Origin of the sequence: Shewanella sp. MM_2022_3 (assembly GCF_022557375.1) — a bacterium.
GTDB classification, from domain to species: domain Bacteria; phylum Pseudomonadota; class Gammaproteobacteria; order Enterobacterales; family Shewanellaceae; genus Shewanella; species Shewanella xiamenensis.
In genome coordinates, this window is record NZ_JAKZGV010000025.1 from 38,622 (window position 1) to 58,017 (window position 19,396).

Consider the following 19,396-nt stretch of genomic DNA (forward strand, 5'->3'; position numbering starts at 1 on the left):
GATCTAAACCAATCTTATTGTTGTTACTGAGTTAAGGTTAGTACAAACGACACCGGAACGGCTTGGCTAATACTAGATAAACCTGCAATATCACGCAACTTATCAACCCCTGCAACCAAGCCAAATTCATTGGCATTGATAATTATCGGCTGAAAACTACTAACCATCAGTTTATTATCAGATACTTTGGTCAAAATTACCGAAAAAGTTTTTGTTTGCTGTTTTCCATGCAGGGCAATTTTGCCCTCGATGTCAACAACCTTTGACTCATCCACTGCAAGCGCTTTGAGCATTTGACTATCGACTTGGGCACTCAAGTTAAGTTCAGGATACAATGACACTTCAAACAATAAGTGCTGCATACGCTCATCACGCACATCAATACCCGTTGCTACGCTTATCAGCGGAATTGTTAGCTCAAATTGGCCAGTATCCTTCAGAGTACCTTTTAGCTGCTTAAAATGATGAACCTCAGCAATATCCCCCTTTTTTACCGACACGAAACTGACCCTAGAATCCTGCTCAATCACTTGCCATTGGGCAACGGAGCTGAAGCTGATCAACGTCGATAATGCCGCGATTCCTATCCATTTATTCATCGTATCCATCCTCAATTGTGAGTTGTAAGACCCAGCAGCAGCTCCTTGTTATGAAGTACAAAGCTGCTCAGCACTTAGCAAACCGTGACAAAGATCACCTAAGCTTCACTAAAGATACTCTTTTTATTGATTAGCGACCAGTGAACTATCATTTTACCCGCACAAGCCATTTGTCTAAACTATTGGCAAAAGCCTGCTTATCGGCCGCAGACAAAGTATCAGGTCCACCTGTATGTACACCCGATGAACGTAAATCTTCCATAAAATCACGCATCGTAAGCTTTTGGCGAATATTGTCAGTGGTGTAGAGTTCACCGCGGGGGTTGAGCGCCAGCGCGCCCTTTTCGATCACTTGCGCCGCCAACGGGATATCGGCAGTGATGACTAAATGTGTGGCCTCAACATGGTCGACAATGTATTGATCCGCCACATCAAAGCCTGAGCCAACACGCACTTGACTGATATACGGTGACGGTGGCACCCGTAGCATTTGGTTCGCCACCAGCACTAGCGGCAGCGCCTTTCGCTCAGCTGCGCGAAATAAAATCTCTTTAATTGGGTTTGGGCAAGCATCGGCATCCACCCAAATCTTATACTGTTCCACATTAAGCTCCTAAAGCCATTAGGGTGCTAAACGGTCAATCATCCATTCATCCGCTTGGCGAGTGTAGAGAAAGCGGTCATGCAAGCGATGCTCTCCACCTTGCCAAAACTCAATACTTGACGGCTTAACTAAGTAACCGCCCCAAAAGCTCGGCAATGGTACATCGCCCTTAGCAAATTTCGCTTTCATTTCAAAGAACTTACCTTCGAGCACTTGTCTGGCACTCAGTTTGCTCGACTGCTGCGAAACCCAAGCGGCAATCTGGCTATCCTTGGGGCGGGTCATAAAGTATTTCAGCACTTCGGCGGTAGAAAGCGGCTGCGCCTCACCGAGAATCGACACTTGGCGTTCAATCGGATGCCAAGGAAAATGTAGACTCACTTTATTATTGGCCGCAATCTGCTGTGCCTTGCGACTGCCCAAGTTAGTGAAGAACACAAAACCTGTTTCATCAAAACGCTTTAACAGTACAATTCGTTGAAAAGGTTGGCCATGTTCATCCACTGTGGCAACACACATCGCGGTAGGATCACTCAGCTGCGCATCTCTGGCTTGTGTCATCCACAATTCAAATAACTGCATCGGGTTTTGGGGTAAATCGGCGCGTCTTAAGCCACCTTTGGTGTATTCACGGCGAATATCACTGAGATCTGTCATAGGTTTTCCTTTTTATAAGCGCACAATGATTGCTATCGGTGCAATCCGCTGATAGATCAAGTTTATCATGGCTCCGCCAGAAAACCGCGCCCAATCAAGATGAACCCTCAACAAAAACGCCTTGCTAAGCAAGGCGTTTTACTCATCAAATCAAACTTAGGTATTGGCAGCGAGCAGCGCGAGCAATTCGTCTTCGCCAATCACCTTCACGCCTAGCTCCTGCGCTTTGGCAAGCTTGGAGCCTGCAGCTTCACCCGCCACTAAGCAATCGGTATTTTTCGACACACTGCCCGCGACTTTGGCGCCTAAGGCCTGTAACTGCGCCTTAGCATCGTTACGGTTGAGTTGATTTAAGGTACCCGTTAACACCCAAGTCTGCCCCTTCAATGGTTGTTCATCGGCACTTGGCGCTGCAATCGCAGGCCAGTTGACACCAGCCGCAATCAAAGCATCGATCACCTCTAGGTTATGGGGCTGAGCAAAGAAATGCGCTACGTGCTGGGCAACCACTTCACCAATATCTTCAACTTGAATGAGTTGCTCAATGGTAGCTACGCGCAGTGCCTCTAGACTACCAAAGTGAGTCGCAAGGTTCGCCGCTGTGGCCTCCCCCACCTCTCGAATGCCTAAGGCATAGAGGAAACGAGGCAAAGTCGTGGTTTTAGCCGCTTCAATCGCCAGCGCAAGATTGGTGGCCGACTTCATTCCCATTCGGTCGAGCATGGTCATCATAGAGGCGGTGAGTTTAAATAAGTCCGCCGGGCTTTGAACCAACTCCTTATCAATCAACTGCTCAACAATTTTATCGCCCATGCCGTCGATATCTAATGCCTTACGGGAGGCAAAATGTTTGATCGCCTCTTTACGCTGGGCCTCACAGAATAAACCGCCGCTACAACGGGCAACGGCCTCACCTTCTAATCGCTCAACCAAACTGCCGCAAACGGGACAATGTTGCGGGAAGGCAATCGCCTTAGCATCTTCAGGGCGACGCTCTGGCACTATGGCCACAATTTGCGGGATCACATCGCCGGCGCGGCGGATAATCACGGTGTCGCCCATCATCACACCTAAACGCTCGATTTCATCGGCATTGTGCAAAGTGGCGTTCGAAACCGTCACGCCGCCGACAAACACAGGTTTTAGGCGTGCGACTGGAGTCACCGCGCCGGTGCGGCCCACTTGAAAATCTACGCCTTCGAGCAGCGTCATTTCTTCTTGCGCGGGGAATTTATAGGCAATTGCCCAGCGGGGAGATTTGGCCACAAACCCTAAGGTTTGCTGCTGTGCGATATCGTTCACCTTCATTACCACACCATCGATTTCAAAGGGTAAATCGCTGCGGCGAGTCAATATATCTTGATAGTAGGCAAACACTTGGCTGAGTTCGTCGCAGACTTTAATCTCGCTACTGACTGGCAGCCCCCAAGATTTAAGTTGCTGCAATTGCTCGTAATGCGTCTTAGCTAACTCGTGGGAAGTCGGCTCCACCACACCTAAGGCGTAGGCATAAAAAGACAGCGCCCGTGACGCGGTAATTTTACTGTCGAGCTGACGTAAGCTGCCCGCTGCCGCATTACGCGGATTCACAAACAGTTTTTCATCCTTTAAGCGTGCACGCTCATTTAGCGCCTCAAACGCTGCCTTGGGCATAAAGGCTTCGCCGCGCACTTCGACCACTTCAGGATAGTTGCCACCGCGCAGTTTGAGCGGAATCGACTTAATGGTTTTAACGTTTTCAGTAATATCCTCACCCACGGTACCATCGCCACGGGTCGCGGCGCGCTCAAGCACCCCATTGCGATACAAAATACTTACCGCTAGACCATCGAGCTTAGGCTCACAGCAAAAACTCACTTGGCCAACTCTGTCGCTAACACGCTTATGAAACGCGCTAAAGTCCGCCTCATCGAAGGCATTATCAAGACTTAACATGGGTTTAAGATGAGTAATTTGTTCAAACTTTGCCAGCGCCATACCACCCACTCTTTGGGTGGGCGAGTCGGCAGCAACAAACTGAGGATACTCGGCCTCAAGCTGTTTCAACTGCTGCATTAACCTGTCGTATTCTGAGTCAGTAATGCTTGGCGCATCATCGACATAATAACGAATATTGTGTTCATTCAGAGATTGGCAGAGCGCCTGCATCAATGGCTGCGCATTTTCCGACGTAACAGCTTGTGAAAGCAGTTCAGATAGGCGTTTATCGAGTTGAATGTCTTGCATATTCATTATCCAGAATTCTTAAGCATCAAAAAATTGCAAAAAATGAGGCCGCATTTAGCGGCCCTATCTGTCCATCACCGCGGTCTCGCGGCGGTGCATTAAGCGTTTGCGCGAATGCGGTGTAAATAATCTTGCTTAGTAAACTCGCCCCAAGGTTGGCGCTGACCATCAAGTACAACCGCATCGATATCATCCGCCAATTGGCGCGCCGAGTTAAGCATGATAGAGAAATTCATTAGCGCATCACCGTAGCAAGGTAAAGTCATAAAGAATACCACGCCTTGGGTGCTGAATTGCTCCATATTGTCTGGGTCAAAAACACCAGGTTTTACCATATTAGCAATGGAGAACAACACCTTACCATTACCAGCATTATCCACATGACGATGGAAAATATTCATATCGCCATATTTAAAGTTAAGGGTTAAGAAGCAAGGTAATAATTCTGCACCATTAAGTTGCTGACCTTCTTTCGCCACAACGTGCAGCACTAATACATCACGTGGTTCACCTAAATCATCATTGGCCTGTTCAACGGCTTGAGGTTGCTCTTCTTGATACGCCTCTTCATCATCAAACAACGCGGTTTGGGTGGGCATTTGCACTTGGGCACGTTGCTCTTCAGCCGCCTTTTGCGCCACTATCGCCGCATGGGATTGGCCAACGTGAGCTTGATTTAAATGCGCTGTATGGCTTTGCAATACTGGCTCTTGGCGCGATGCTTTAGGGCCGCGGTGTTGCTCTTTCACACTCGGTGATTGCAAATTAAAGTCGGGCTGCGCCATGCTTGGTTCTTGCTTAAACAGTGGTTTAGGTTCAACTTGAACGGGTTCCACTGGTTGCGGTTGTACTTTGGCTTCTTGCTTTAAATAAGGGTTAAACGCAGGTGCCTCTGGGGTATGAGCTTCATTCGCTTTACGAACTCTGACGGCGCCAATACCATCGGCGTCGAAACCATCGGCATCGATACGCTTGGGGGCAGCCTCGCCACGCTCTGCCTGCTTTTTATAGAAATTGCCCATCGGACTATCTTTCAATGACTTAGGCTGTTGTCTTCTGATAGACCAAAATCCATGCACCAGCACAGCAACTATGGCTATGGCGCCTAAAACGAACAAAACTAGTTGCAAATCTTCCATTGGTTACCCTGTCTTTCTTCTAGTTATCACGCGTCGGCCATCGCCACCGCTTGCTCTAAATCTACTGCGACTATACGGGATACACCCGGCTCATGCATAGTCACACCGATAAGTTGATCAGCCATCTCCATCGTAATTTTGTTATGGCTGATATAGATAAACTGTACGCTCTGCGACATCTCCTTCAATAATCGGCAGAAACGTTCTACGTTGGCATCGTCTAAGGGCGCATCCACTTCGTCTAACATACAGAAGGGAGCTGGATTCAACCTGAAAATCGCGAATACCAATGATAAAGCCGTTAGGGCTTTTTCACCACCGGAAAGAAGATGGATTGTGCTGTTCTTCTTACCTGGCGGCTGGGCCATGATGGTCACGCCCGTTTCTAATAAATCATCTTCCGTTAGCGCAAGGTAAGCACGCCCGCCACCAAACACCTTGGGGAACAATCGCCCTAAATCCTCGTTGACAGCATCAAATGTGGCTTTAAAACGGGTGCGGGTCTCCTTATCGATTTTACGAATGGCTTCTTCTAGTGTTGCAAGCCCTTTATTGAGATCTTCATCTTGATGATCCAAATAGGATTTTCGCTCACTTTGTTGCTCAAATTCTTCGATCGCCGCGAGGTTTATCGCACCTAAACGGATAATTTTTTGGCGGATCTGATCCAAATCACGCTGCCACTTATTTGGCTGACCATCGCTAGGCAGCGAATCAATCACCTGAGCAAGCACAATTTGCTGTTCCGCCAGGGCTGCCAACTGGCTGTCAGCCTGCCCTTTTAATCCCTCACGACGTAACTTTAACGTGCTGAGGCTTTGAGTCAAGCCCTCAAGCTTACCAAGCTCTTGTTTTTGCTTTAATCCTATACTGTTTAGCGTTTCAGTGAGCGAACTTTGTTGTGCCCTGAGCGTTTTAAGTGCCTGTTGCTGACTCTGTTGCTGATTGAGTAGCTGCGCCAGTTGTTCACTCAGCTTTGCCGTTTGCTGAGCACCCTGCTGTGCGACAACACTGGCAAGCTGGGCTGACAGTGTTTCCTGTGAGTGGACTAATTCACTGACACGGACCCGCTGTAATTCAATTTGTTCTGTGCTCACTGCCATCCGAGTGGTGACCGATTGTAGACTGGCATTGAGACTCGCTAAGCGGCGCTCGGCATCGCTAATTTGTGCCTTTAGCGCTTGGTGACGGGCTAAATCCCCTTGGGCTTCAAGACTTTGTTGTTGCTGTTTCTCAAGGCTTAACGCTAGCGCCTCCGCCAATTCATCCTCTTGTTCCGAAAGCAGCATTAACTGCTCAGCCAGCTCGGCTAACTCATTGCGCGTTTGCGCAACGGTTTCTGCTAGTTGTCCCCGTTTAACTTCGCGCTGCTTGGCCTGGGCCTCTGCGTTATTAAGCTGCGTAGATTTGGTGGCTTTATCGAGCTGTAACTGGTGTAAGCGTTTGATACCTTGGCTTAAGCTGTCACGCACTTGGGTTAATTGCTGCGCCAACGCCTCGAGCTTTGACTGCTGTATTACCCGCGCCTGCTCACACTCATTAATCGCTTCGCTTAATTGAGTTTGTTCTTTACTCAGTTGCACTAACGATTGGCTATTGTCTTGTTTGGCAATCAAAAAACCTTTGCCAAGCAGATAACCATCAGCGGTCACTATTCGCTCATCGGCCGCCAAGCTCGCCACTTGTGCTTGTGCGCTGGCCAGATTATCGGCCCATTTAAGTCCCTTAAGCCAAGGGGCAAGGTTCAATTTTGCCCCTAAGATGGGAGAACCATCGAGATGCGCATCCGCCGCCAAGGCTGCATCGGCATAAAACCCTATCTCATTGGCGTCAACGCCCACGGGCAGCGTCATTAATCCCTGCAGCGCCAGCTCTGCCGCGGCTTCCCAGCCATTTTCCACTTGAATACTTTGCCACAGCTGCGGCTTATCACTTAACTCTTCTTGTTTTGCCAGCCATTGTTCAACCAGTTCGAAGCGTGCCCGCATCGAAGTTAAACGCTGCGATAACTGCTCAAACTCACCTCGCGCAACATCTAACGCGTGAGTATCGGTAGCCAGAGTGGATTCAAACTCTTGATTAATTTCAACTTGTTCAGCTAATGCTTGCTCTAACTGGGTAATCTCGTCATTGAGTGATGCGCTGTTATCTTCAAGGGCATGCTCATTGAGTGAGGCTAACTCTTGCTGTTGTTCTTGGTGTAACTGGGTTTTATGGGCATTTAATTGCTGCTGATGCGCCAGTTTGCTGCGGTGTAATTCTAATTGCAGCTTATGCTGAGCGGTTGCCGCCGCCAGCACTCTGGCGCTTTCACTCTGCGCCTCACTGCGCGAAACACTCATCTCCCATTGGACTTGAAGCTCATCGAGCATTTCTTGCTGCAATTCATGTTGCGGCGCAAGTTGGCTAAGCTCCGCCTCAAGCGCTTGAAAGCTGGCTTGGTAAGCGGCTAATTTGGCTTGGTTTTGGGTGATTTGCTCGCTTAATTGCTCGAGCTGAGTATGTAGCTGGGCGTCGCGCTGCTTTTGGCTCTGCAACTGTTGCTCAAGCTTTGCGATTTCAGTACCCGTTAGATAATAGGCTTCGACCGCCTGCTGCTCTTGCTCGGCTAACTGTGAAAGCGTAACTTGCAGCTCGGTGCTTTCTAACTCACTCGTTTGCGCTAAGGATTGCGCTGCCGCTTGTTGCAGCTCGAGCGAGCTAATCTGCTCCGATAAACTCGCCATCTGGCTTTGCAGCTCTTGGTAGCGCATCACCAGCAATTCAGCATGGGTTTTACGCTCAGCCTGCTTTAGCTCGCGATATTGTGTTGCGGCTTTTGCCTGCTGACTGAGCTTTTCCAGTTGTTTGGCTAACTCACTGCGAATATCCCCTAAACGCTCTAAGTTTTCACGGGTGTGACGAATACGATTTTCCGTTTCACGCCGCCGTTCTTTATAGCGAGAAATCCCCGCCGCCTCTTCGATAAAAGTACGTAAGTCTTGGGGTTTAGATTCGATTAAACGTGAAATCGTGCCCTGTTCGATAATGGCATAGCTGCGCGGTCCAAGCCCGGTGCCCATAAATAGATCGGTGATGTCTTTGCGGCGACACTTTTGGCCGTTGAGAAAATACCAAGACTCGCCGTCACGGCTGACCTGACGTTTTACCGAGATTTCTTCATAACTGGCGTATTGGCCCGCAAGGCGGCCTTCTTTATTTTCAAACACCAGTTCAACGCCTGCCACAGACACAGGTTTACGGGCGCTGGAGCCGTTAAAAATCACGTCACTCATGGAGTCGCCGCGCAAATGTTTGGCCGAGCTTTCGCCTAGCACCCAGCGCACAGCGTCAATCACGTTCGATTTACCGCAGCCATTTGGGCCAATAATGGCGCTTAATGCCTGTAAAAACGGAATTTTGGTGGGATCGACAAACGACTTAAAGCCGGCAAGTTTTATTTGTTTTAATCTCATAGTGCCAGTTAGCGCGTCTCAGTTTAAAAAGCCATCAGGGCGATGGCAGATATCGGTGCAGGCCAATATTAGCCCGAGTCGTGTCATAGAATTCTGAGGCCAACTTTAACAAAGCAAGCTGCATTTTGTAACGCTTTTTATTGAATTCATGCGGCTTTTAGCTTGTCATCTCGCGACGAGTTGATCACAATCGTACTTATCTGTCTCTCAGGCTGTATCTCAACTTTCTTGGAATGACGATATGACACAGAAATTTCCCTCGCCCTCACAGGCTAAAAGTGGTGTGAATTATTTTCTCGATGGCTTTGGTTTGATCACACGTAAAGGTCTTCGTACTTTTGTATTTATTCCTTTAATGATTAACCTGTTACTTTTTGCCGCCGTAATTTATGTGGCAGTCGGTCAGCTCGATCTGCTCTTTACTTGGATGAATGCCCAACTGCCTGAGTATTTAAGCTGGCTTAACTTTCTGCTCTGGCCACTGGCGGTTGTCACTATGTTGGTGATGCTAGCCTTTGTGTTTAGCTCAGTGATGAACTGGCTAGCCGCGCCTTTTAATGGCTTACTGGCCGAAAAGGTTGAACAACTATTAACCGGCAAACCCATGCATACCGGTTCAGGCATGGACTTAGTCAAAGACTTACCGCGCATTCTTGGCCGTGAATGGATCAAGCTGAAATACTATCTGCCCCGTGCATTGGTATTTTTACTGCTATTTTTAGTGCCAATGGTCGGGCAAACCTTGGCGCCTATTCTGTGGTTTTTATTCAGTGCTTGGATGATGGCGATTCAATACTGCGACTATCCCTTCGATAACCACAAGGTGAGCTTCAAGGATATGCGCTTTGCACTGAATCAAACCCGCGGCACCAGTTTCAGCTTTGGCGCAACAGTGACACTGTTTTCGATGATCCCTGTGGTGAACTTTATTGTGATGCCTGTGGCTATTTGTGGCGCCACCGCCATGTGGGTCGATAAGTACCGTGAAGCCTACCGTAATCCTGTGGTCGCACCTGAATAATCCTCCTTATCGCACTGGATGCATGCCATCCAGTGCGCTTTGGCTCTAACTCAATCCAATTTAAATACAATCCTTGTAACAATTACTCATTCTTGTTAACTCAAAACTTCTGGCACACTGCGCGTAATTTACGGATTATTTTGGGCCCAGTTGTTGAAGACGTTTCTCCCCTTTCTGCTATCGAGCATGATGTTTCTGAGCTTACCGAGTCAGGCCGGCTCAGTTAGCCAATTTCAGTTAACGATTCCAACCTTAACGGATACCGCCGAGATTGATGGTGAATTTGATGAGGCAGTGTGGCAGCACGCGGCGCTGGCCGAGTTGCGCTATGAGACTCAGCCCGGAGAAAACACTGCCGCTCCGGTTTATACCGAGGCCAGAATCTACGCCACCCAAACCAGCCTATTTGTGGCCTTTATCGCCAAAGACAGTCAGCCTCAACGCATTCGTGCCACTCTCAAGGACAGGGATAATCTCTGGGGTGATGATCTGGTGGGGATCAAACTCGATACCCTCAATAACGCACGCTTGGCCTATCAGTTTTTTATCAACCCGCTGGGCGTGCAACTAGACTCGATAGAGAATGAACTCACGGGCGAAGAGAGCGAAGCGTGGGATGGCATTTGGAAAACCGCCGGTAAAATCACCGCCGATGGCTATCAGGTGGAAGTCGAACTGCCATTACGGCTATTCAACTTTGACGATAAAAAGCCCATTCAAGACTGGGGATTTGAGCTTATTCGCTACTATCCACGTAATGAAAACCATCGTCTCTCCACCCATAAAATTGACCGCAACATCAGTTGCCAGCTCTGTCAGCTCGGTGTCGCCACAGGTTTAGCTTCAGCCAAGCAAGGGCAAGATCTGCAAATTACTCCCGCTTTTGTAGCAACTCGCAATGAACATAAAACTGCACATGGTTGGCAAACAGATACGGACTATGAACCTGGGTTTGATTTACGCTGGGGAATGAATGCCCGCACCTTGTTGAATGCAACCATTAACCCCGATTTCTCTCAAGTCGAATCCGATGCGGGTCAGCTCGATATTAACAGTACTTTCGCATTGTTTTACGACGAAAAACGCCCCTTCTTCCTCGATAATAAAGACTACTTCGATACCCAAGTGAATCTGCTACATACCCGCAATATCGTATCACCGGATTACGGACTCAAACTCACCAGCCAAACCGAGCAACACACCTGGGCACTGCTGGCCGCCAATGACAGCCAAGCCACCTTTTTAATGCCGGGTAATTTAAGTTCAGAGGTCACCTCATTAGCAGAGGAAAGCCTCAATCTGGCTGCGCGTTACCGCTTCGATATGGATAAAACCTTTTCCTTTGGGGGTCTTATCACGGCAAAGAGCAGTGCCGACAATCAACTGACTGAATTTGCTGTACAAACCGATGATAATAATGATTACCACAATTATGTCATAAGTTTAGATACCAAATACCAGCCTACTGAGCAAGATATATTGACCGCTCAGGTCGCCCATTCCCAGACACGTTACCCCACAGCCCTGTACCAACAATTTTGTGGCAATGTGGAGGGAGAACTCACAGAAGGGCTACTCTGCGGTCAAACGCCCTTAAACTGTGAATTTGGCCTATGCCAAGTGAATGAACAAGTATTACGTAGCCAATCAGATGAGGATTTTAGTGGCGCCTTGTATCAACTGACCTATGAACACAATGCCCGCGATTGGTTTGCCTACAGCGAATATCACGATGTTTCCCCTAATTTTCGTGCCGATTTGGGCTTTGTAGAGAAAATTGACTATCGCACCTTTATGGCTGGCGGTGGCTTAATTTGGTATCCGCAAGTGGTGTTTAACAAGATAAAATTTGGTGGTGACTGGGATATCACCCACAATCAAGCGGGAGAGCTACTCGAGCAAGAATTTGAGATCTTTTGGGAAATGTATGGCGCACTACAAAGTGAATTGTCCTTTGGGGTAGAAACCCGTGAGCGGGTCGGACCACGCCATAATACAGCGCAACTCGCCGTAATAGGTAACAGCAATCAATATGAGGAAACTCAAGGCTGGCTTTACGGAGCCATTACGCCGATTTCAGCCCTCAGCCTTGAGCTGGAGATCCATTACGGCGATGAGATTGATTTTCTTAATGATAGATTAGGCACCAACACCTTAATCAATCCGATATTCAATTGGAAAATTGCCAACGGTTTATCGGTAGAAATTTCTCACCAGTACCAACAAATGGAAATCGAGCAGGACCGATTATTTACCGCAAACCTCACGGATATGCGCCTTCATTGGCAGTTGAGTTTGCACAGCTTTATTCGCCTATCGAGCATTTATACCCAAATTGAACGTAATCTTGCGCTCTATCTGTATTCCAATCCCGATAGCCAAGCAGCACATTTAGGCAATGAAATCCTCTACGGCTACAAACTCAATCCTCAGAGTGTGTTCTATTTGGGCTATTCCGACAGTTTAACCTCGGATGATGAACTCACGCGGCTCACTCGGGACGAGAAGACCTATTTTATGAAGCTAAGCTACGCCTGGTTGCTCTAGGCAGAAAGGTTTAGCATAAAGCCCACAACAAGGCTTGTGGGCTTAAATCAGAATTCTAGCTAAGACTCATGGATACCCAATAAGCTTGGGCTAGGAAGCGCAATCCCCATTGCGGTGAGCTCCACTCCAAAATGCTGCAGCAGCGCAAGATACGCCTGCTCAAAGGGATAACGTGGCCGCGGGAATACCCACTCAGAAGGGAAACACCATTCCTCCTCACTCTCATCAATCGCTAAATAAATGGCGAAATCATGGTTTGTCTCGCTCAGCGCAGCGATTAGATTTGTCGCCATTGCAGCCCTGTGGGCAGAGGTAAATCCCAACTGTTCACCAAACTCATCAAACACATAAGCATCGTACAGCGCTTGCAGCTGCACGGGATCTAAAGGATCGTAGCGATTGAGTATTTCCCCGAGCGTTTCCTCGCGGTCATAACAATTAAAGGCGCCAAGAAACCAGCCAGGATTGGGATGGAACGGAATATCCGAATCAGGGTAAAGAAGCGTCATGGTGACAGGTTCTCGTATTGCAACTGAGGCTTTAAAAAACTGTTTTTAAGGCTGTTAACTGCCTTGTCTAATTAAAAGCATTTTCGGTTAAGGTACGACATCAAGCCGTTTAACCAATGTGCTGATATAAAAGCAAAAGCCCCATTGCTGGCAATGGGGCTTTTGTCGATTTAGCGTTTTTGCAGGATCACGCTACCGATGGAGTAACCCGCACCAAAAGAGCTTAATAGCCCTAAATCGCCCGCATTAAAGTCAGCGGAATATTTATGGAAAGCAATCACAGAGCCAGCGGAAGCGGTATTGGCATACTCATCGAGCACCACGGGTGCCTGATCGGGCGTCACCTCATCCCCTAGCAGTTTTTTCACCACAAACAGGTTCATATTGATGTTGGCTTGATGCAACCACAAACGCTTAAAGGACTGCGGCGTGAGGGATTGCTCGGCCAGATGCTCATCTAAATGCTGATAAATCATCGGCAACAGTTCTTTAAAGACTTTGCGCCCCTGTTGGTGGAATAGCTTATCCGCCTGATGCGCCGAACTTGGATCGCAGCGATTGAGAAAGCCAAAATTACTGCGAATATTGTTCGAGTAGTCAGTAAAACAACGGCTTGAAACAATATTAAAGCCTTTACTCGCGGCCACTAGGCTTTGCTCTTCGAGCACCATAGCGGTTGCGACATCCCCGAAGATAAAGTGACTGTCACGGTCACGGTAATTCACCTGCGCCGAACAAATTTCGGGATTAATCACTAACACGCGCGACGCCGAGCCAGTCGCAATCGCATTGGCGGCAGCCACAATGGCAAAGGTGGCCGAAGAACAGGCAACCTGTATATCATATCCATAGCCACGAGTACCGAGTGCTCGCTGGATTTCAATCGCCATTGCCGGATAAGCGCGCTGCGTATAAGCACAGGCAACGATCACTAAATCGATTTGCTCGGCCTTCACGTCCGCTTGTTTCAGTGCCATCAATGCCGCCTCAACCCCAATTTCGGCCTGCATAGATAACTCGTCACTGCTGCGCTCAGGGATAAGCGGCATCATGATTTCAGGATCGAGAATACCGTCTTTAACCATCACATATCTGTGCTTGATGCCCGAGGCTTTCTCGATAAACTCACTGGAGGAATAAGACAGCGGCGCGACATGGCCCTGCTCAATTAATCCTGCATTTTCAAGGTTAAACATATCGACATAGGCGTTGAAGCTTTCCACCAAAGCTTCATTTGAAATACTGTGTGGCGGCGTAAATAAACCGCTGCCAGAAATAACGACCTGTTTCATAGGTGCTCCGAACGGGTGCTTGTTGTAAGGTGAGCAGACGTCGCATTATTCTGTGTTGGCACGGCGGCTAATGCGTGTTCAGCCTGCGCCTGTTGCTGCTCTAATTGTTGCTTTTTATGCATTTGCGCTAAGTCTATCACGACTGTGGAAGATATCTTATCTTGGATCCCCTGCCGATTGGCATCCCAAAAAATCTGGATAAAGCCAAGTAAGCCTGTCGTAAAGCCCGCCGCATAGCCACCATAACGGCCAAAAGCGGTCCAGAGGCTGATTTTAGCGCCATCAAGTTGAATAACGCGAATACCTAATAGTTTTTTACCTAAGGTCTGACCATCAAATTTGGCGGTAAACACGGTAAAGTAAAATGCTGCCCAACCAAACCCTAAGCCCATATCGCTCATAAAGCCTTTAATCCACGCCAGCACACTGCGGGTATCACTTTCCTCCTCATCGGCGTTTTCGGTGTTGTTACTTTCCGCTTGACGCACGGAATTAAGATCTTCATCTGCGGCTTGTTTATCGGTATGCGCGTTAGCTAATCCATCGGCTTGTGGTTCAGACACTGGGTTCGCCCTACGTTCAAGCTTGTCATCAAGCAAATGACTTGGTTTTGGTGATTGTGATGGTGTTGTTGAATCCGTGGCTGAATCGAGAGTGACTTCAAACACTTTCACCTCGGGCCAGAGAGTGCCCGCCATGATTTCATCACGTAACTGCGTTTTATCAGCCTCGGATAAATCCGTGCTAGCTAAAGTATCTAATACCATATCGCGGCGCTCAGCTGCCGACATGCCCTCAATGGGTACATTTTCCAGCGTCTGAGTTTCGAGCGTCTGTTGCAAAGAACGGATTTGTTCACGGGCACAATCCGTATTTTCACAGAGTCCGAGGGAGACAAGGCCAGGAATCGCCTTAACAACAGCCTGAATATCCTGGGGCGCGGAGACCTTTTCGCGAGTCGATTGATTCGATTGATGCAAATCCCACAAATTCCCCGCCGAGCTAAAGAGCATTAACCCTAGCATGGCGGCATAGAGGCCCCATTTGAGAAAGCGGCCAAACTGCCGGCTACGTTTTTCGATATAAATAATCCCCACCACCAGCAGAACAAACAGCCAATCCATTTGCTCGGCTAAAATAGTGATAAATAAACCGTCGATTAATATCGCTAGCGCCCGCTTAAATGGTGTTGCTAACGGGGTATAAAGTACCGATTCGGCAATAGTAAATGCCTTAGGGGTGACCATAGTTCTAGGATCTTTGCCCACATCTGTTTGTTGTTGCTTCATAATGGTTGAAATCCGATTCCGATTAGCGCTTTTATCACCAAAACATCAAATGACTGTTCTCGTTCTATTGCAATTTTTATTGATGTTAGCAAGAGGTTAACACAGTTAAACCCACGACCAATCTGGCTTTACGAATAACAGCGACGTCTTTAATAACTTAATCGAATAAAGAAGAACAAACAATCACTTCTAAATACGCCACAGGCGATTATGATTCAATAGTGCAAACATAGGAGCAAGCAATCCATGAGCAAAATTTTCGAAGACAATTCATATACTATTGGCAACACCCCGTTAGTGCGTTTAAACCGCGTAAGCCAAGGTAAAGTGCTCGCAAAAGTCGAAGCACGTAATCCAAGTTTCAGTGTCAAATGCCGTATCGGTGCCAATATGATTTGGGATGCCGAGAAAAAAGGCCTGCTCACCAAAGATCATGAACTGATTGAGCCTACCTCAGGTAACACCGGGATTGCCTTAGCTTATGTAGCCGCCGCCCGTGGTTACAAGCTGACGTTAACGATGCCAAACACTATGAGCCTAGAGCGTCGTAAGCTGCTTAAAGCTTTAGGCGCAAATCTTGTGCTGACTGAAGGCGCAAAAGGCATGAAAGGTGCGATTGATAAAGCGGAGGAAATCCGTCAATCAGCGCCTGAAAAATACATTATGCTGCAGCAGTTTAATAACCCTGCTAACCCAGAAATCCATGAAAAAACCACAGGTCCAGAGATTTGGAACGATACCGATGGTGCTGTGGATGTGTTTGTTGCGGGTGTAGGTACTGGTGGTACTATCACTGGCGTGAGCCGTTACCTGAAGAAAGTTGCAGGCAAAACCATTACTTCTGTCGCGGTAGAACCCGCAGATTCACCGGTTATTACCCAAACCTTAGCGGGATTACCCGTACAACCTGGTCCACACAAAATTCAAGGTATTGGCGCTGGTTTTATTCCAGGTAACTTAGATCTTGAGTTAATCGACCGCGTTGAAACCGTCACTAACGATGAAGCTATCGACATGGCCCGTCGCTTGATGCAAGAAGAAGGCATTTTAGTCGGTATTTCTTCGGGCGCAGCAGTAGTTGCTGCTAACCGTATCGCTGCCCTGCCTGAGTTTGCGGATAAAAACATTGTGGTTATCCTGCCTTCAGCTGCCGAGCGTTACTTATCATCAGTATTGTTCCAAGGCCAATTTGGCGACGAAGAAAATATTCAGTAATCTCATCACTTGTTGATAAAAATACCCAGCTCCGTCTGGGTATTTTTATGCCTGCCAGTTAATTCTTGCCATGCATATCTCTTTCGAACGAATATTTTTTCTATCAAGAGCCTGATTTATTGGTGAAATTGGACACAGTTCATAGTTTTTCCGTGCAATGCTAGCTTTAACAATTCAGTCCGCTATAAATAGCCCTCTCCAAGATTAACGTCAGTCTTTTATGTCTTTCTACCAAAATCCAAAAGCGTTAAGCGCCTTTGATGCTAAGTTTGAGGCACAGAAAATTGCCTTTGGACCCGTGAGTTTTCAGGTCGCGCATTGTTTACTCAAATTTGAAGTGCTAGCCACTATTGATAAGGCTGGTGAGCAAGGGGTGACCTTAGCGAAATTAGCCCAAACGAACCTGTTGAGTGAATACGCCCTTGGGGTGTTATTGGATATGGGACTAAGCATGGGGCTGGTATGGCTTAACGAAGACGCCTATGTCCTCGATAAAACAGGTCATTTTTTACTGCATGATGATATGGCAGCAATCAACCTCAACTTTGTGCAGGATGTATGTTATCAGGGATTATTTACGCTGGATAAGGCGCTACTCACTGGTAAACCCGCGGGGCTGAGTGTATTTGGTGACTGGCAAACTATCTATCCCGCATTGAAAGATCTGCCTCACGCCGCAAAAGAGAGTTGGTTTGCATTTGATCATTATTATTCTGATCATGCTTTTCCGCAGCTTTTACCCTTAGTCTTTGCCCATAGTCCAAAACACTTAGTCGATATTGGTGGTAACACCGGAAAGTGGGCTCTAAGCTGCTGCAAATTCGATCCTAAGGTTGAAGTGACCCTGATGGACTTTCCAGGGCAATTAGCCATTGCCAAAGAAAATGCTGCAAAACATGGCGTTACCGATAGAGTCCATACCTTTGCCACCGACTTACTCGATGAGTCGCGCCCTTTTATTGAAGGTGCTGATACCTATTGGATGAGTCAGTTTCTTGACTGCTTCTCTAAGGCGCAAATCTTAAGCATTTTGCAACGCACCGCAAATGCGATGACAGCCAATAGTCAGTTGTTTATTGTCGAAACCTTCTGGGATAGACAGCCTTCTGCCGCCTCGGCCTATTGTGTTAACGCCACGAGCTTGTACTTCACCGCAATGGCCAATGGCAATAGTCGAATGTACCACTCTAAGGACTTGATGGCCTTGCTGCATCAAGCAGGTTTATATGTCGATGAGGATACTGACAATATTGGGCTTGGGCATACTTTGCTTCGTTGTAAACGAAAACCTTGCTAGTTAATAAAAACTGAATCAATGAGTAAAATTAATCAATTTTATTTATTTATACCTTAGTCATACACTGACATTAACAAATAGATACATCGAATTAATGTCAGTGTTGAGAGGTAAGTAATATGACTTCAAAGCGTAAACGTTGGACCGCACAGGCCGCAAAATTACCTAGCCCTATGGGCGGACTCGCACTCGCAATCGCAAGCTTAGGGTGGACTTGGGAAAGTGTAATGCCTTCACTGAATGGCTGGGGTCAATTAATCGGTGCAATTATTGCCTCAGCACTGTTACTAATGCTAGCCGGTAAGTTTTTGCTGCATCCTACAGTGCTCAAAAATGAACTTAGCCATCCCGTCGTCGGCAGCGTAATACCGACTTTTGCCATGGCATTAATGGTAGTGTCTAACCTGCTCGGTCACTATTTTCCCCATGCGGGATTAGCCCTTTGGTTAGCCGCCATTGCGATTCATATCGTATTTTTAGGCGCCTTTATCTACTATCGTGCTATCGACTTCAAACTCGAACATATGGTGCCTAGCTGGTTTGTGCCACCCATTGGCATCATAGTGGCTGCTGTGTCTTTCCCCAGCAATGGTGAACCTTGGTTAGTTAACACCATTTTAGCCTTCGGTATGATCGCCTATTTAGTCATGCTGCCACTGATGCTCTATCGCTTGATCTTTTGTCAAGCGATTCCTGACGCAGCTAAGCCCACTATTGCCATCCTTGCTGCTCCCGCAAGTTTATCACTTGCAGGCTATTTAACGGTTTGTGAGCAACCATCAATCGCCTTAGTCGCCTTATTAGCAAGTATTGCTATTTTGATGACAGCGGTTATCTACCTTGCTTTTTTCCATTTACTTAAATTGCCCTTTAGCCCTGGTTATGCAGCCTTTACTTTCCCCATGGTGATCGGTGCTACTGCACTCTTTAAAACCGCTCACTGGCTTGAGCAATTTAGTCAAATGACCGATCTCACTCAATGGGTAAGGTTGTTGGCAGATTTTGAACTCGGTGTAGCCACTGTCGTCGTTGCCTACGTCGCTCTTCGGTATTTGACTCATTATCTACCCAACCCAATGGCCAATATTGACACAACTATAGTTGAACTTAAGTAATAGGCATAAAATACGGTAAGTGTATTTGACTACTTAACGTACTAAATAAAAATTTAATAACACTACATACAGAATAAAATAAGGAGTGAATTTATATTCACTCCTTTTCAAATTAAAATCCACACCATCAATTCACTCACAAAACTTTAGACTGACAAAGTAAAAAGAACTCTCAAAAATTTAATAAAGGCTATAACAGCTTTATAAAACCATTCTTAAATCCTTTCGTTAAGATATTTTCAACATTAAAGACTCCAAAATACCGCATAAAAATCTGTATATTTAATATTGCTTAAATTTAAATCTACACATACTGAAAAAGTATGATTATTTTTTTATTACAAATGCTTTCAATTTTTACAAATAAAAAACAAATTAACAAACAAAAACAAACAAAAGCCATGTTTTCATTAGCAAAAAAGATTAAACGC

14 protein-coding genes are annotated in these 19,396 nt (G+C 47.0%); 5 read left to right on the forward strand and 9 right to left on the reverse strand.

Going from position 1 to position 19,396, the window contains the following annotated elements; translation table 11 throughout:
• Positions 1-23: 23 nt before the first annotated feature.
• The 6 genes from MMG82_RS13460 to smc all read right to left on the reverse strand — a co-directional run bounded on the left by MMG82_RS13460 (position 24) and on the right by smc (position 8,680).
• A complete protein-coding gene (locus tag MMG82_RS13460; RefSeq protein WP_037419949.1) occupies positions 24-599 on the reverse strand; it encodes a YceI family protein in 576 nt (191 codons plus the stop codon).
• A gap of 148 nt (positions 600-747) precedes the next feature.
• Entirely contained in the window at positions 748-1,203 is a 456-nt protein-coding gene (locus MMG82_RS13465; RefSeq protein ID WP_055648128.1) for a YaiI/YqxD family protein, read from the reverse strand.
• Between the two features lie 18 nt (positions 1,204-1,221).
• Positions 1,222-1,860 (reverse strand): pyridoxamine 5'-phosphate oxidase, encoded by a 639-nt coding sequence (gene pdxH, locus MMG82_RS13470; protein ID WP_055648129.1) that lies wholly within the window; start codon positions 1,858-1,860, stop codon positions 1,222-1,224.
• A 156-nt stretch (positions 1,861-2,016) separates the two neighbouring features.
• A complete protein-coding gene (gene ligA / locus MMG82_RS13475; RefSeq protein WP_069455203.1) occupies positions 2,017-4,086 on the reverse strand; it encodes an NAD-dependent DNA ligase LigA in 2,070 nt (689 codons plus the stop codon).
• A 98-nt stretch (positions 4,087-4,184) separates the two neighbouring features.
• A complete protein-coding gene (gene zipA, locus MMG82_RS13480; RefSeq protein WP_069455204.1) occupies positions 4,185-5,225 on the reverse strand; it encodes a cell division protein ZipA in 1,041 nt (346 codons plus the stop codon).
• A gap of 26 nt (positions 5,226-5,251) precedes the next feature.
• Entirely contained in the window at positions 5,252-8,680 is a 3,429-nt protein-coding gene (smc, locus tag MMG82_RS13485) for a chromosome segregation protein SMC (protein ID WP_047535208.1), read from the reverse strand.
• Positions 8,681-8,921: 241 nt separating this feature from the next.
• Here smc and cysZ point away from each other — a divergent pair, with 241 nt between their 5' ends.
• Both cysZ and MMG82_RS13495 read left to right on the forward strand, forming a co-directional pair.
• Complete coding sequence (gene cysZ / locus MMG82_RS13490) at positions 8,922-9,701, forward strand: sulfate transporter CysZ (protein WP_037426752.1); 780 nt, start codon at positions 8,922-8,924, stop codon at positions 9,699-9,701.
• Positions 9,702-9,887: 186 nt separating this feature from the next.
• Positions 9,888-12,248 carry a carbohydrate binding family 9 domain-containing protein gene (locus MMG82_RS13495; protein WP_052183970.1) on the forward strand — a complete coding sequence of 787 codons (2,361 nt, stop codon included), beginning with the start codon at positions 9,888-9,890 and terminating at the stop codon, positions 12,246-12,248.
• Between the two features lie 59 nt (positions 12,249-12,307).
• On the opposite strand, the gene MMG82_RS13500 is transcribed toward MMG82_RS13495, so the two are convergent.
• From MMG82_RS13500 to MMG82_RS13510, 3 genes are all read right to left on the reverse strand, one after another.
• Positions 12,308-12,757, reverse strand: a complete 450-nt coding sequence (locus MMG82_RS13500; RefSeq protein ID WP_047535194.1) for a hypothetical protein — start codon at positions 12,755-12,757, stop codon at positions 12,308-12,310.
• A 170-nt stretch (positions 12,758-12,927) separates the two neighbouring features.
• The gene (locus MMG82_RS13505; RefSeq protein ID WP_144346158.1) at positions 12,928-14,049 is read right to left on the reverse strand and encodes a beta-ketoacyl-ACP synthase III; all 1,122 of its coding nucleotides are present in this window, start codon (positions 14,047-14,049) and stop codon (positions 12,928-12,930) included.
• Positions 14,046-15,338 (reverse strand): RDD family protein, encoded by a 1,293-nt coding sequence (locus tag MMG82_RS13510; RefSeq protein WP_037419821.1) that lies wholly within the window; start codon positions 15,336-15,338, stop codon positions 14,046-14,048. The genes MMG82_RS13505 and MMG82_RS13510 overlap by 4 nt, the downstream gene beginning before the upstream one ends.
• 246 nt (positions 15,339-15,584) lie before the next feature.
• Here MMG82_RS13510 and cysK point away from each other — a divergent pair, with 246 nt between their 5' ends.
• The 3 genes from cysK to MMG82_RS13525 all read left to right on the forward strand — a co-directional run bounded on the left by cysK (position 15,585) and on the right by MMG82_RS13525 (position 18,965).
• The gene (gene cysK / locus MMG82_RS13515) at positions 15,585-16,553 is read left to right on the forward strand and encodes a cysteine synthase A (protein ID WP_037419818.1); all 969 of its coding nucleotides are present in this window, start codon (positions 15,585-15,587) and stop codon (positions 16,551-16,553) included.
• A gap of 220 nt (positions 16,554-16,773) precedes the next feature.
• Positions 16,774-17,850, forward strand: a complete 1,077-nt coding sequence (locus MMG82_RS13520; protein WP_069455210.1) for a methyltransferase — start codon at positions 16,774-16,776, stop codon at positions 17,848-17,850.
• Positions 17,851-17,969: 119 nt separating this feature from the next.
• Positions 17,970-18,965 carry a TDT family transporter gene (locus MMG82_RS13525; protein ID WP_037419806.1) on the forward strand — a complete coding sequence of 332 codons (996 nt, stop codon included), beginning with the start codon at positions 17,970-17,972 and terminating at the stop codon, positions 18,963-18,965.
• Positions 18,966-19,396: the final 431 nt, after the last annotated feature.